This window comes from Ruminococcus sp. 1001136sp1_2201st1_G3_2201SCRN_220225 (assembly GCF_040924365.1).
GTDB classification, from domain to species: domain Bacteria; phylum Bacillota; class Clostridia; order Lachnospirales; family Lachnospiraceae; genus Blautia_A; species Blautia_A faecis.
The window spans coordinates 1-13,032 of the sequence record NZ_JBCOME010000009.1 but is presented as its reverse complement, the minus strand read 5'-3'; the positions used below and the strand labels follow the sequence as shown (position 1 = coordinate 13,032).

17 protein-coding genes and 2 pseudogenes are annotated in these 13,032 nt (G+C 42.7%); 9 read left to right on the top strand and 10 right to left on the bottom strand.

The genetic code is table 11. The annotated features are described in order from the left end of the window. Positions 1 to 10: 10 nt before the first annotated feature. From AB5642_RS04825 to AB5642_RS04805, 5 genes are all read right to left on the bottom strand, one after another. Positions 11 to 583, bottom strand: coding sequence for a hypothetical protein (locus AB5642_RS04825; protein WP_015533347.1), 573 nt, complete (start codon positions 581 to 583; stop codon positions 11 to 13). Between the two features lie 218 nt (positions 584 to 801). Next, complete coding sequence (locus AB5642_RS04820; protein WP_006428275.1) at positions 802 to 1,095, bottom strand: hypothetical protein; 294 nt, start codon at positions 1,093 to 1,095, stop codon at positions 802 to 804. Further along, on the bottom strand, positions 1,083 to 1,991 hold the full coding sequence (locus tag AB5642_RS04815; protein WP_161208660.1) for a ParM/StbA family protein: 909 nt from the start codon (positions 1,989 to 1,991) through the stop codon (positions 1,083 to 1,085). Before AB5642_RS04815 ends, AB5642_RS04820 begins: the two co-directional genes overlap by 13 nt. A 164-nt stretch (positions 1,992 to 2,155) precedes the next feature. Next, positions 2,156 to 3,277, bottom strand: a complete 1,122-nt coding sequence (locus AB5642_RS04810) for a DUF4062 domain-containing protein (protein ID WP_055149049.1) — start codon at positions 3,275 to 3,277, stop codon at positions 2,156 to 2,158. Between the two features lie 122 nt (positions 3,278 to 3,399). Beyond that, positions 3,400 to 3,744 (bottom strand): hypothetical protein, encoded by a 345-nt coding sequence (locus tag AB5642_RS04805; RefSeq protein WP_015533346.1) that lies wholly within the window; start codon positions 3,742 to 3,744, stop codon positions 3,400 to 3,402. Positions 3,745 to 3,873: 129 nt separating this feature from the next. Here AB5642_RS04805 and AB5642_RS04800 point away from each other — a divergent pair, with 129 nt between their 5' ends. Next, positions 3,874 to 4,125, top strand: coding sequence for a helix-turn-helix domain-containing protein (locus tag AB5642_RS04800; RefSeq protein WP_015513363.1), 252 nt, complete (start codon positions 3,874 to 3,876; stop codon positions 4,123 to 4,125). 54 nt (positions 4,126 to 4,179) lie between these two features. Here AB5642_RS04800 and AB5642_RS04795 read toward each other — a convergent pair whose 3' ends face one another. Then, entirely contained in the window at positions 4,180 to 4,788 is a 609-nt protein-coding gene (locus tag AB5642_RS04795; protein WP_055147690.1) for a hypothetical protein, read from the bottom strand. A 296-nt stretch (positions 4,789 to 5,084) separates the two neighbouring features. Continuing rightward, positions 5,085 to 5,453: pseudogene (locus AB5642_RS04790) on the bottom strand (carboxymuconolactone decarboxylase family protein); the annotation flags it as partial. 198 nt (positions 5,454 to 5,651) lie between these two features. On the opposite strand from AB5642_RS04790, the gene AB5642_RS04785 reads away from it, so the two are divergent. Together AB5642_RS04785 and AB5642_RS04780 are read left to right on the top strand one after the other, a co-directional pair. Then, entirely contained in the window at positions 5,652 to 5,792 is a 141-nt protein-coding gene (locus tag AB5642_RS04785; RefSeq protein ID WP_173719207.1) for a hypothetical protein, read from the top strand. 6 nt (positions 5,793 to 5,798) lie between these two features. Further along, positions 5,799 to 6,005, top strand: coding sequence for a transposon-transfer assisting family protein (locus AB5642_RS04780; protein WP_368371481.1), 207 nt, complete (start codon positions 5,799 to 5,801; stop codon positions 6,003 to 6,005). Positions 6,006 to 6,302: 297 nt separating this feature from the next. Here AB5642_RS04780 and AB5642_RS04775 read toward each other — a convergent pair whose 3' ends face one another. Next, positions 6,303 to 6,539, bottom strand: coding sequence for a helix-turn-helix domain-containing protein (locus AB5642_RS04775; RefSeq protein ID WP_118064609.1), 237 nt, complete (start codon positions 6,537 to 6,539; stop codon positions 6,303 to 6,305). Between the two features lie 331 nt (positions 6,540 to 6,870). On the opposite strand from AB5642_RS04775, the gene AB5642_RS04770 reads away from it, so the two are divergent. The 6 genes from AB5642_RS04770 to AB5642_RS04745 are packed head-to-tail and all read left to right on the top strand — an operon-like array spanning position 6,871 to position 11,494. Beyond that, complete coding sequence (locus tag AB5642_RS04770) at positions 6,871 to 7,575, top strand: lantibiotic protection ABC transporter ATP-binding protein (protein WP_025580190.1); 705 nt, start codon at positions 6,871 to 6,873, stop codon at positions 7,573 to 7,575. Further along, positions 7,576 to 8,322 carry a lantibiotic immunity ABC transporter MutE/EpiE family permease subunit gene (locus AB5642_RS04765; RefSeq protein WP_008705323.1) on the top strand — a complete coding sequence of 249 codons (747 nt, stop codon included), beginning with the start codon at positions 7,576 to 7,578 and terminating at the stop codon, positions 8,320 to 8,322. It begins immediately after the preceding gene. A 2-nt stretch (positions 8,323 to 8,324) separates the two neighbouring features. Continuing rightward, positions 8,325 to 9,068, top strand: a complete 744-nt coding sequence (locus tag AB5642_RS04760) for a lantibiotic immunity ABC transporter MutG family permease subunit (protein ID WP_025580193.1) — start codon at positions 8,325 to 8,327, stop codon at positions 9,066 to 9,068. Then, complete coding sequence (locus AB5642_RS04755; protein WP_025580194.1) at positions 9,061 to 9,438, top strand: NisI/SpaI family lantibiotic immunity lipoprotein; 378 nt, start codon at positions 9,061 to 9,063, stop codon at positions 9,436 to 9,438. The genes AB5642_RS04760 and AB5642_RS04755 overlap by 8 nt, the downstream gene beginning before the upstream one ends. Before the next feature lie 38 nt (positions 9,439 to 9,476). Continuing rightward, positions 9,477 to 10,139, top strand: a complete 663-nt coding sequence (locus AB5642_RS04750) for a response regulator transcription factor (RefSeq protein WP_173719223.1) — start codon at positions 9,477 to 9,479, stop codon at positions 10,137 to 10,139. Beyond that, positions 10,130 to 11,494 (top strand): sensor histidine kinase KdpD, encoded by a 1,365-nt coding sequence (locus AB5642_RS04745; protein ID WP_173719224.1) that lies wholly within the window; start codon positions 10,130 to 10,132, stop codon positions 11,492 to 11,494. Before AB5642_RS04750 ends, AB5642_RS04745 begins: the two co-directional genes overlap by 10 nt. A 580-nt stretch (positions 11,495 to 12,074) precedes the next feature. On the opposite strand, the gene AB5642_RS04740 is transcribed toward AB5642_RS04745, so the two are convergent. Together AB5642_RS04740 and AB5642_RS04735 are read right to left on the bottom strand one after the other, a co-directional pair. Further along, on the bottom strand, positions 12,075 to 12,431 hold the full coding sequence (locus AB5642_RS04740; RefSeq protein WP_368371479.1) for a hypothetical protein: 357 nt from the start codon (positions 12,429 to 12,431) through the stop codon (positions 12,075 to 12,077). A gap of 40 nt (positions 12,432 to 12,471) precedes the next feature. After that, a pseudogene (locus AB5642_RS04735) lies at positions 12,472 to 13,032 on the bottom strand (transglutaminase family protein); the annotation flags it as partial.

The window sequence follows — 13,032 nt, the reverse complement described above, 5'->3', positions numbered from 1 at the left end:
TTTGTGATGTCTATTCTTCTGATTCCGCTTCCTCTGGCTCAGATTCTTCTGCTTCTTCGGTTTCCAGTTCTGTTGGCTCTGCTTCCGCTGGCTCTTCGTTTTCTGGCTCTGTCGGCTCTTCATCTGCTTCAGCTTCGTCCGGTTCTGTCATTTCTCCGTCTGTTTCAGCTTCCAGTGCTTCTGTCTCAGGCTCTTCTGCTTCAGGTTCTACTGACTCTTCATCCGGTTCTGATTTTGCAGTCTCAGGATCTTCCATTTCTGTTTCTTCGGCTTCCTCTGACTCTGCTTTCCATTTGGCTTCTTCTTTTTCGATTGCATCTTCGATAAGCCCGATTAAGAAGTCTTTCTGTTTCATGCCATTCCTGGCGAGGACTGCTTTCAGTCTGGAAAATAAATCCTCGGTTACCTGTACTGCTACTGTTCTTAAATCTGCCATGTTCGCCTTTTCTCCTTTTCTTGTCATGTGTTCTTCGATTACCATTTCAAGGTATTTTGGTATGCTGATTCCTAACTCTTCGACTTCCAGTTTTAGCTTTTCATGCAGCTCTACCGGGATTTTTCCGCATATGTTTTTCATCTCCATTGTGTTCGTTCTCCTTTCTTTTTTCTACATACAACATACCCTAAAACGTGACAGAAAGCTATTCACAATACCCAACGAATATGAGGCTCTCAAAAGCTCCCAAAGGATGCAGATCCAATAACATTCAATAGGCATCACCCCTTTCAAAAATCCGTGATTTATACTAATTTGACTGCTTGAAATTTGGCTATTTTATCACCAGGAAAGACTTGACTTTTTCAGAATGCATCCTCAAGCCCGGAGAGAAAATCCAGCATCTGGGACGGGATTTCTTCCTTTTTTGAAACACTCTCCCCGGAGCCAGAAATGGAAACACCTGCCAGTTCTTCCCGGATTGCCTGCCGGATGCTTTTCTCCAGCTGGTTGTTTTCCTGATCTTTTAAGATCACCTGAACCAGATAGCTGCTCTTCTGTCCATCTGGAACACTTTGCAGGATCTCCCATGCCTTTTTGTGATCTGGGTTATCAAGGTTCAGGCGGAACGAGAAAACGGGTCTCTTTACTTCGCGCACATCTGCCCCACAATCCGCTCATAGCCGGAAGCATTGGCGTGTACGTCTGTCAGGTAAATCTGCCGACACAGCCCGTCCTGCGGTGTCACGTGCCGTTTCAGAATGCTGGCTCCGCCGCCCATGATCACGGACGGAATTGCCTTCAGATCGAACCCGGCTTCCATAATTGCAGACAGTATTTTCTCCGTGTAGAGCCTTCCCTGCCGGACAATGATTTCTTTTGCGGCCGGGTCCATGCTGCAGCTCTGGCCGTTCAGAACACGTTCGATCTGAATATCCGTTACAGACAGTCCGGTATTTCTGCGTACCTGCTCGGTGATCTCATCCACACACCGGATCACACCAAGTTCCAGGCTGCGGCAGGTAGCGGCATTTGGAACACTGTTGTCCAGCCGCATCAGGTCTACGGTCCAGCCACCGATATCTGCGAGAAGAACAGAAGGCTCGTCCCGAACACATTCCGGGTGGAGAGCCAGGGCTGAGTATCCCTGTGGGAACAGTTTTACATCCTGAATCCGGATCTCATAGCTCTCATCCTCGTACCGGAAACGCAGAGGCTGCTCTTTCCGAAACAGATATTCCCGGAAACCTTTTTTCTCCCTGCCAAAACTTGCCAGTGGGAGGCCGGCTGCCAGAACCACATCTGTTTTCCTCTCTCCCCGGCGGTAGCGGATCTCCTGTGCAATGGCTGCCATTGTCAAAAGATAATAATTGTCATTGGAAGTCTTGCTTCTCACCAGCGTCTGCCGCCCAGTTCCACACACATAAAATTTCCCATTGTACTGCAGGACATTTTGCATGGTATACGGCTCATAATCGTACCCGGTCAGTCCAGTCGGGAAACACACATGGGGAGTTTTGATGGCATAATATCCATGATCGATTCCTATAATAATAAGTCACCACATCCTTTCAGGTTTTTCTTGTTCTTTTCCAGCAGGTGGTCTTTTGGTCTGGAAAAAGAAAAAGGGCAGAACCCCGAAGAGCCCTGCCCGTAATAAAAAATACAGCCATGTATATTTGCAAATAAATACGCATAACTGTATTAGTTTAATTCTTATTAATCTTCAAACTCTTTTAACTCGTCAAGCGGTTCTTTTGAAGTATCTATTGCCATATTGTTCTTTAACCAATCAGCTTTGCTATAACCTGTTCCGGTCAATTCAAATATTTCACCTTTATACCCTACAGCTTTAACCCAGCCCCATTCTATAAGTCTGTCTAAAGCCTCTTCCCATCTCGCAGATTCTCTTTTTGAATTATCAGCCATAAACTGCTTACCTGATGTAAAAATCTGAGTAGGTGAACCAAGTGTCCGTATCTTTAGTATTTGCCCATCACCATCAGCCGCATATACTAATAAAAAGGCAGAGTCCACTGGAATGTTCCCAACATCATCTAGCCCTACAACTGATTTATTTTCTTCTGGATTTCCAATAATTAACGTATTATCTTCAACCTGGAACAATTTTTTGATATCTTCACTTGTTGCTGTAGGAATTTCTTTCAAGGTTAACTGGTTATTTTCTAGGTCAGTGAGTCTACTATAGAATTGAGAAAACATCTCTTTCATGTCATCTAGCATCTTCTGCTGATGTTCTCCAAGTTCAGTATTTGCTTTATTTCGTCCTTCTGCCTCTTCATTAATTATATCCACTATATCTCGATATCGAACCCATCCAGCGTTATCATCAACATAGTTAACGGCGTTCCTAAATGTCGGTGATGCCACATACTTTAAACTGTTTAAATCTGTGAAAAAATCAACTGTATTTTTATCATTTTTGACTTTTTCTCTAAACTCATCCAGTTTCTTCATTTTATCATACTTATCATTTCCGGTATCCTTTTCACTTTCAGAAATAGCCGAAGGTTGTTTAATCAATACAAGTACTGGTAATCCTTTAGTTTTTGCATAATTGTATTCTTTCTCTGTGTAACTTATACCAGTTTCTTCATCAATTGACCCATACCTAGCACCAATAACAAGAAGATAAAAATCACACTCATCAATCATTTTTGTTATAACATTCCATTGACTTGTAGGTGCAGCATGAAATTGCTCCATTCCTACCGGAATAAAATTATTCTCTAGTGCCACACCTACCAATGCCTGTCTTTCCTTTTTAAGATCTTCATAGGTAGAACTTATAAAAATAGAAAACTTTCGTCTATTCTTCATATCAATATGCTCCTTTTATACTTATCTCTTATCACTCCAGGTTTCCGCAAAATCAAATTTCACAAACTCTACTAATAATGATACCACAAAAATGAGTTAGGGTATATTTTTATTTACATTTCTTAAGCTAATTCTCGAAGCCATTCTCTGATTTCCATTGGTGTATTTTTGCAAAAATCCCTAATCCACATTTCATGCAATCTGGACTCTGATTCTGTATTTTCTATGCTCACAGCACATCCACCTGTTTCCTGAAGTGCTTCCAAACAATCCCATTCTTTTTTAAAGTCTCCTGCAAATTCCATCCAAACTTTTATGTGATATTCCTTAAAACCAAGATGATAAATCAGATAAGTCAACCTGTCGAAATCAGCTAACTGCATTTTTTCTTTCTTAAATAATAGCCTTTTATCATGCTCGCTGCATAAATATAAAAATGCAAACTGTTCTATTTTTACCTGCTCCATATATTTCTCCCTCTTCTGTTCTTGTCTCACTTTTACAACCGATTCTACCTTGTCCAATCGTTAAAATCAATACAGATGGTGCAAAAAGTGAGACAAGCCATCCTTTTACCAGAGAGGAAGAGATTTAAGATGCCAAAGCCAAGGACACAGTCTGGTGAGAAGAATCTGATTAGCCAGCGATTGATTGAACTTCGCAAGACCCACAATATGTCTCAGCGTGATCTTGCCTATAAACTCCAGTTAGCTGGTTACGATATGGATAAAAATGTAATCACCAGAATCGAAACAAACAAGCGTTATGTCACTGATCTTGAATTAAAAGCCATTGCTGAAATCTTTCAGGTTTCATACATATTTCTCATTGATGGCAAAGATGAATAGAAGTGACAAATGGGGAAGTTCCTTTCGTGCTTCCCCATTTTATCCGTCCCTTTTTTACAAATTTAATAGTTCCAGAATTTTCTGCATGCCAGCCTGATATAAAGATTCCGCATATAATATCCATCTCTCACTAACTTCAGTAACGTATTTGTCTATTGTTTTTCGCTTTTCTTTTGATAATCCCATTGTCTGAACCTGTTCTTCATATTTCGATATTTTTTCAAGCATTCCCTGGTACACTGTATTTTCTTTCAGCTGATCTTCAACCTCATCAATCCAGGTATCCAGCAGCAACTCCAGCAGTTTCTTTGTGTCACCGTCATCATTTCCCAATATTGCTTTTTTAATTTTTCCAAGCATTGCTCCATAGGAGATCATTTGAGCCTGTCCCATATAAAAATGGTACTGTTCTTCTATCATTTCCTTTTCGCTTTCCAGTCGGAAATATTGATGCACTGCCTTATGCTCTTCTGTCGTTAGACTGATTGCCTGATTCGACTCCATAAATGTTTCTATTACTGGATACCTCTCTGTAAGTTCCAGTATTTTATTTTGCAGTCTCTGGTATTCCGCATCATGCTTTTTCAGATAGGTGCAAACCTGTTCTCCTATCCGTATCCCCAAGCATTGCTCATTCCAGATGATATCTGGCTGTGCTGTCATATCGGTGTCTCCCTTCTGTGTAGTTTTCCTGTTCCAAGCACAAGACTATACCACACTTCTGGGAGAAAGCTATTCACCAAACCTACTGAAATCTCCTGGCAGATCCTGTGCAACCTATCCCTTTTTCCACAAAAAAACTGGTATGAAAGACTCCTTGTTCTCTCATACCAGCTATCTATTTCTTATTTAACTGAATACACATTCTTTTCTATTCTCTGTGTATCCTGTACTTATTTATGGCAAAAATCAGACTACAGACACGCTATACACTCTTATGCTACATAATCCAGTTTACTGCATCCAGGTTCGAATGTCACATTGAAAATTCCAACCTGAGAAGTAGAAATCGGTGCAAGAAAACTTCTGCCGGAAAAATACTGTGCAAAGCCATCATTTGATACACCGATTGGAAATACCATCTCTTTTGCATGCGCACGCATCCCTTCCTCTTCGTATGGCAAATCTCCTTCGCCTGTTTCCCACACTTCCTTTGCAAGATTGAAAACAGCCCATGCTTTTGGCCAACCTGCATAGAATGCGGCATGTGTGATCACTGCCGCAATCTCTTTTTGTGTCACACCATGATTTTTTGCATTTTGAAGATGATATTTTAAAGAAGAATCCGTTAATCCCTGCGCAAGCAATGCAGTTACCGGGACCAGTGATCCGTCCCTCAAGCCGCACTTCTGCATATACATCCCCTTAAACTTTTTTCCCATCCCATAAGCCTCTTTTAATGCCGGATTGCCCTGTATTGCGCCAACAGCATCTGCACCTCCGCCAAATACGGTTCCTGCAAGTTTGGAATTTAGAAAACATTCGATTCAACATTGTTTTCATATGTCCGCTACGGGGTATATGCCATGATTAACAAAGATGAGCGCCGTGATGTGAGTATTCGCAAGCCCCGGCCATCTATCCGCAAGCAGCTTGCCGACAGCAAACAGGCCACCAGCCTGAAAAAGGCGGCGGCCAGAACCAAGAAAAATGAATTGGAGGTATGAGGAATGATGCACTTTACCGGGGAAGAAGAAAATTTGATCTGTATGTACCACAACGCAGACCGACGCAGGACGATAGGCAAGATCACCGCAGCCATGCCGGGTATGGACGGGGATATGTGGACGCTGGCCCAGCAGACCCTTTCCAAGCTGAAACGTATGACGGATTCTGACTATGACAGCCAGAAATTCTATTTCACAGACGAGAACGAATAAATAACAGCAGACGCCGGGCGCGGCGGCCATGTGGCCGCTTGCGTCCGGCGTCTTTTCTTTTTGCCTGTTCCTACGCATTTAGAACCTAGTATTGACGGGGATAGGATAAAGTATTCGCCCACCTCTGCAAACGTGCGGGAGAAGCCTTGAAACTGGCGGTTATCAGCCCCGAAAGGCGTAGGTTACAGTCATTATTAGCCCCCGAAACAGGTACAGACGCGCAGCGGGTGTATCTGTTTCGGGGGTGTGCAGGTGATAGCCGCAAAGCGGCGTAAGAGGGTGCAGCCCTCTTGATCGTTATTCTTGTTCCAGCGGGAAGCTCGGCAACGCTTCCAGCAGCTTTAAGGAAATGTGCTGCCGCATATCCTCGTCAATGACTTTTTTCACTTTGCCGCCCGGCTGCCTGATCTCCACCGTGGAAAGCTCGTCGATGTAGTCCGCATAGTGGGCCAGCACCTTTTCTGTGGCCCACTTCTCACCGGCAACGGCGGCTTTGATTGTTTCATAGTCCAGCAGCTTTTCTTGTCCGTCCATCCTGATACCCCCGTCAGATTGATTTTTTCCATGATACCATATCTGGGAGTATGGAGCCAGAGAAACCGGCGATTTTCTGCTGGTAAATTCTACGCATTTAGAGCGGCACTATGGCGGGGATAGGATAAAACACTCACATACCCCGCCGACTATGCGGGAAAAACCTTGAAATATAGGGCTTTTTAAGGCCCTAAATGCGTAGGTTGGTGCTTTGTTGCGATATGCTCCACGGTTACGGTGTATTGTTCATATTCTGTTTTCGGGAATCTTTATGAAATCTTCAAAATTGCCCGGTATGCTATCCGTAAAATCAAAGAAAGGACTTGATTATATGGATATGATTTTGAAAACGACTGACCTCTGCAAAAATTTCAAGGGGCAAATGGCGGTAAACAATGTGTCACTGAACATCCGGCGCAACTCGGTTTATGGTCTGCTGGGGCCGAATGGGGCTGGCAAATCCACGATCTTAAAAATGCTCACCGGCATTTTACGCCCCACATCGGGAAGCATCGAGTTTGACGGCCACCCGTGGAAGCGGAATGATCTGGAGCATATCGGTGCTTTGATTGAGATGCCCCCGCTTTACGAAAATCTGACTGCATACGAAAATCTCAAAGTCAGAACTACATTGCTCGGCCTGGACGATGCACGAATTAACGAGGTATTGCAAATTGTCCAGCTCACGAATACCGGCAAGAAACGGGCCGGGCAGTTTTCTCTTGGTATGAAGCAGCGGCTTGGTATTGCTATTGCATTGCTGAACAGTCCCCAGCTTTTGATTCTGGATGAACCGACTAACGGCCTTGACCCTTTAGGGATTGAGGAACTTCGAGAGTTAATTCGCTCTTTTCCCTGCAAAGGGATTACAGTTATTTTGTCCAGCCATATTCTGTCAGAAGTCCAGCAGATTGCAGATCATGTGGGTATCATTGCTGGCGGCGTCCTTGGATATGAGGGAGAGCTTCGCGCCGGTGAAGATTTGGAACAACTCTTTATGGATGTTATTCGCAGAAATGGTAAGGAGGGATATTAAATGGAGATGGCATATATTCAGGCAGAGAACCTAAAGCATAAGAGAACTTTCACAAAAACGCTGATTGTTCTGGCCCCGTTTGTAACTGCGCTTATGAACTTTTTTGCCCCTCTTTGGTTCCAGCTCAATTCTTATAATTGGTGGTATATCCTGCTTTATCCTGGATTCCTTACGCTCACCTGTGCCTTGATTGAACAGCGGGATAATGGCAAACTAAAATATCGTGCCGTTGCTTCATTGCCTGTTTCGCAGAACAAAGTCTGGAAAGCAAAAATTGGAGTGGCCGGTATTTACTCCTGTGTGGGGAATTTCATTTTCCTGGCGCTAAATCTGTTGGGCGGTTTTGCAATATTAGTTATCAACGAAATTCCCTTGACAATCGGAATTTGGCAGGCTGCGGCCGGAACAGCTTGTATTGTCATTGCAAGCCTATGGGAAGTTCCGCTGTGCTTATGGTTATCAAAAAAAGTTGGTATCTTTGTCACGGTTATTCTTAATGCCGGACTTGGAAGCGTTTTAGGGATTTTCACGGCTACAACCTCTTTGTGGATGATCTGCCCGTATAGCTGGGTGCCGCATCTTATGATTTCCGTGTTAGGTATTTTGCCTAATGGTGAGCCGGTTGCAGATCAGAGTACGGCAATGGCATTTTGGATGATTATACTTGTATTGGTCATTTCGCTGGCCTGGTTTGCGGCGCTGTCATTTTTAACTGCAAGATGGTTTGAGAAAAAGGAGGTGGGGTAACTATGGTATCTGTGGTTCGCTGCTGGAAAGCAGAATATCAGAAGTGTAAACATAGCATTTTGCTCTATATGCACAGCATGATTCCGATTATATGTGCGGCGATTTTTGCGGGTTACTATCATATATCCAGATGGGAACTGGCAACCAAAATCAGTGCCTATCTGGAAGTGCTGGCCGTTGCGTTCCCGTTTCTGATCGGCATTATTGTGGGCCTGGTTGTTCAGATCGAAAATCAGGCCGGGCATTATCAGCTTTTGTTGGGAACAATCCCATCTCGCATGGCAACGTATATTGGTAAACTTGGTTTTCTGATGATCTGTGCTTTTGGCGCAACATTTTTAGCGTTAGGAACATTCGCTGCACTATATAGGGATGCTCCGGCAAGCCTTTACCTGAAAGCAGGGATTCTATTGTTGATTACCATGCTTCCCATTTACCTGATTCATTTGTTTGTGGGAATGAGCTTCGGAAAAGGTGCATCTATGGGATTGGGAATTGCAGGGAGTTTAATAGCTGCCCTTATGATAACAGGGCTTGGTGACGCTACATGGAAATATATTCCCTGGGCCTGGGGCGTTCGTGCTATGGATTACACTGTGCTTGCATGGGATAGCCCCCAACTGTATGCACAGGTAAAAACCGATTTTTTCAGCGGTATGATTATTTCTGTATGCTGCACTGTTTGTCTGCTGATTGCCAGTTTGGTTTGGTTTCATGGTTGGGAGGGAGGTAAAAACAGTGAATAAAAAGTGCCTGTTTGCCGTGGTAATTGTGCTTGTAAGTCTTATATGCTTATCGGCCTGCGGTGCGCTCCGCGATACCGCCGATAAAAATAAGGCGTTAAATGAATCTCTGCCGTATTATGAGCTGAACGCCGCAAACTATGATGAAATTTCATATAACGGCCTGACATATACCATAACGGATGAATGTCTTGAAATGTCAGAACTGCAAGAAGAAATCGGGCAGGTATCGAAACGCTTCAAAAATGTGGCGGGGGAAGATTTCAGTTTCGGCTACGTTTACAGTATTGTGGATGTGGATATAAGCAATGCCGTAGCTGTAAATATCAACAATGAATATCGGAAAGCTGACATTAAAAATAATGATGAGTAACCTCGACAATGTGGTATAATGGGGTGGGAGGTGATTTTTTGACCCACTTACTTGTAGTTGACGATGAAGTTTCTATCTTGGAATTGATTAAGAACAGTTTGGGGAAAGATGGATATTTGATAACAGTCTGTCAAAATGCGGATGATGTAGACATCAAAAAGCTGCATTTCTATGACCTCATTCTTTTGGATGTGATGATGCCTGGCACAGACGGGTTTGAGTTTTGCAAACAGATCAGGAATATGGTAGACTGCCCGATTCTCTTTCTGACCGCAAAGACATTAGAGGAAGATATATTGTTTGGATTGGGCATCGGTGCGGATGATTATATTACGAAACCTTTTCGTATTCAGGAGCTTCGCGCCCGTGTCGCGGCACATTTACGCAGAGAAAAAAGGGAGCATCACAGCATACTTTCATTTGAGCCTGATATAAGATTTGACCTTTCCGCAAAGGTACTGTATGCTTCAGAACAGCCGGTTCCCCTTACCAAAAGCGAGTATTCAATCTGTGAATACCTTGCGAAAAACCGGGGACAGGTTTTTACAAAAGAACAAATCTATGAAGCCGTTTTCGGGTTTGATGGAATAGGCGATAACTCTACGATCTCAACGCATATAAAAAATATTCGTGCGAAATTGGAGCATTTCAAAATAAGTCCGATCAGCACCGTATGGGGGATAGGATATAAATGGGAGTGAAAAAGAAACCTACATTGAAAATATTGTTTCGCCAGTTTGCTATCTCCCTCATTGTCATGCTGGTAGCGGCAATTATTGTCCCTTCTGGTTTGGAGGGACTTGCTGTAAATGCTGGATTAGCTACAAGAGCAAATCTAAGTGAATTGCAGGTAAAAGAGATCATTCCAACGCTGACGATTGCCCCGGATATTACAAAGGTTGTGATTCCACAGGGATGCGGCTACTTAATTCTGGACAAGAACTTTAATGAGCTTTACAGCAATATGGACGATGATGAAAAAGAAATTGCCCTGCTGTACGCAAAGGGAGAATATATTGAATATGCTACGGGGAGGCAGTTTGCACTTGTTGTCCGGGAAAACGAATTTTGCGTTTTAAGCTATTATATTGGTTCTCAATTTACAGTGTCATGGCTACCGGAATATTTTCCATCTCCTGACACGCTTGCGTTTATCCTGATGGCTGTAAATTCGCTGCTGGTCATTATCATACTGACCGCCAGATTTGCTAAGAACCTGCGTACACAACTGACCCCGCTTTTTGAAGCAACTGCGGAGGTTTCAAAGCAAAACCTTGATTTTGAAGTAGGACACGCCAAAATCAAAGAGTTTGAAGATGTCCTTGCATCTTTTTCAGATATGAAAGATAATCTGAAAATTTCGTTAGAACGGCAATGGAAAACCGAACAGACACAGAAAGAGCAAATCGCCGCGCTTGCCCATGATTTGAAAACGCCTCTGACGGTTATTCAAGGAAATGCTGATTTACTCACAGAAACAAATCTTGATGATGAGCAACGATTATACGCTGGTTACGTCGTGGAAAGCTCCGGCCAGATGCAGTCATATATTCAAACCCTGATTGATATATCACGGGCGGCGGTTGGTTATCAGCTCCATATTGAAAGTATAGACTTGCCAGCGTTCATGCAGCACTTGTTCGGTTATATGGAATCACTATGCCGGACAAAAGAAATCCGGCTGCAAATGAATACTGTTTCACTCCCTCAAATGCTGAAATTTGATAGGGTGCTGATAGAACGTGCTATTATGAATGTTATCAGTAATGGGCTGGACTACTCCCCGCAAGGCGGAACACTTTATGTGGATGTTCAGAGTAACAACGGTTTCGTGGAAATTTCAGTCACAGACGAGGGAACGGGGTTTTCTAAAGAGGCATTATGCCACGCACAGGAACGGTTCTATATGGGCGATCAAAGCCGCAATTCAAAGTTACACTTTGGTATGGGTCTATATATTACAAATTCGATTATGGAACAACATAATGGTCAGCTTATTTTAGAAAATTCAAAAGAAACCGGCGGCGCAAAGGTTACTATGAAACTTCCTTGCTGATTTTCCGATAGTGTAATGGACGTCTTTTATGTCCGTCCATTTTTCAAATCTTTATGGAATCTTCAAAAATTCCTCTTATCATGTATCTAAAGAAAAAACATCTGCCCAGCGGCAGAAAAGAAAAAAACCGCTGCTGGGCAGACCCATTTTCACGCTTAATTTATATTCACTGGTGGCGGTTTTGAGAAATCAAGGCCGCTGCTTTCTTTCTGTCATTCCCAGCAGTTAAAGGCATGGCGGCCCACGGGAGGACGCCGCCATGCTGTTTTACTATCATTATAATCTAATCCACTTCTACCGCTTAAAAAAAGCCTTGCCCCGCCACGGGAATATTCCGGCTATGAGTATGAACTATACCATGTAAGAAAACAACAAAACGCTTCAAATCGTCGCCCGGTAGGTTTACGACCTGCCGGGCGATTTTTGTCGATTTTCGCGGATTGTCATTTCCGGCAAAAAATCAGATGGAAAAGGAGGCGGTCAGCAGACCAGGGCCAGCATAGGCCCCTGACAACGGACAGGATCATCCTGCTCACTCCCCACGGAAAGGGGGTGAGAAGATGAAAGTTACCCCTGATGATTACGGGAGGCGCTGCCAGTATCTTTTCCGCTGAATACATTTGATATGTGCATGACTACCAAGTCTTTTTCTGGCTTGGTCAAGCATATCTATGCTGTAATCAAGGCAAGTAATATGTGCATTTTTCAAGGAACTCCATTTGTTTTCCGTAAATACAGCAGTTCCAACCGGAACATCAAGAAGATTTCCTGAAAAGTCATCAGGAACATATGATAAAACTTTTCGTGCTATATCATTATCATCAGTGCCATTCCAAAATAACTTAATATACAGTTTGCTGAAAATATTTCTTTGCGTAAGAACATCGTCATATATATTTTTTGATGTTTCATAAGCATTTTGTATTTTGTCTGCCATATTACCCTCCAAATTTAATTTTAATTCTAAAAGCTTAAAATTATCGTTCTCTAATCTTCCTGACATTACGATTCATGAGGTGTCTTCCAATATGTCTATAAGCAAATGCTTTAAAGGCTGAAATTTCTTGATGATGTTCCTTCAACAGTTCATCTGGACAATCATAAACACCAAAATCCTAATTAATTCCCTCGCTCTGAATATAAGTATTGTTCCTATCAAATTCAATACTGAGATTTCTGAAATCCTTGACTGCTACTCCATAACCACAAAATGCACCTCTACATTCCGGATTTCGTTCCTGTAACTTCTTTATATAGGTTTTATCCAAAATGAAAGCTTCCAGTTCGTACCACTGATTTTCAAAATTAATTTCTACCCAGCTATGGAAAATATTTTTTGGAGCATTACGGTAAACAAACCCTGTCATAGCTCCTTTCTGCAGTCCTTTATCAATCGTAAAACCATGTACTCTGCATGGAATATTGCAGGCACGTAAAAGTGCCATAAATAAAGTTCCTTTTGTATTACATTGTCCATAACCATCTGCAAGTACTTTTGAAGCTGAAATTCCGTCATCAATATTATATCCAAATAAAAC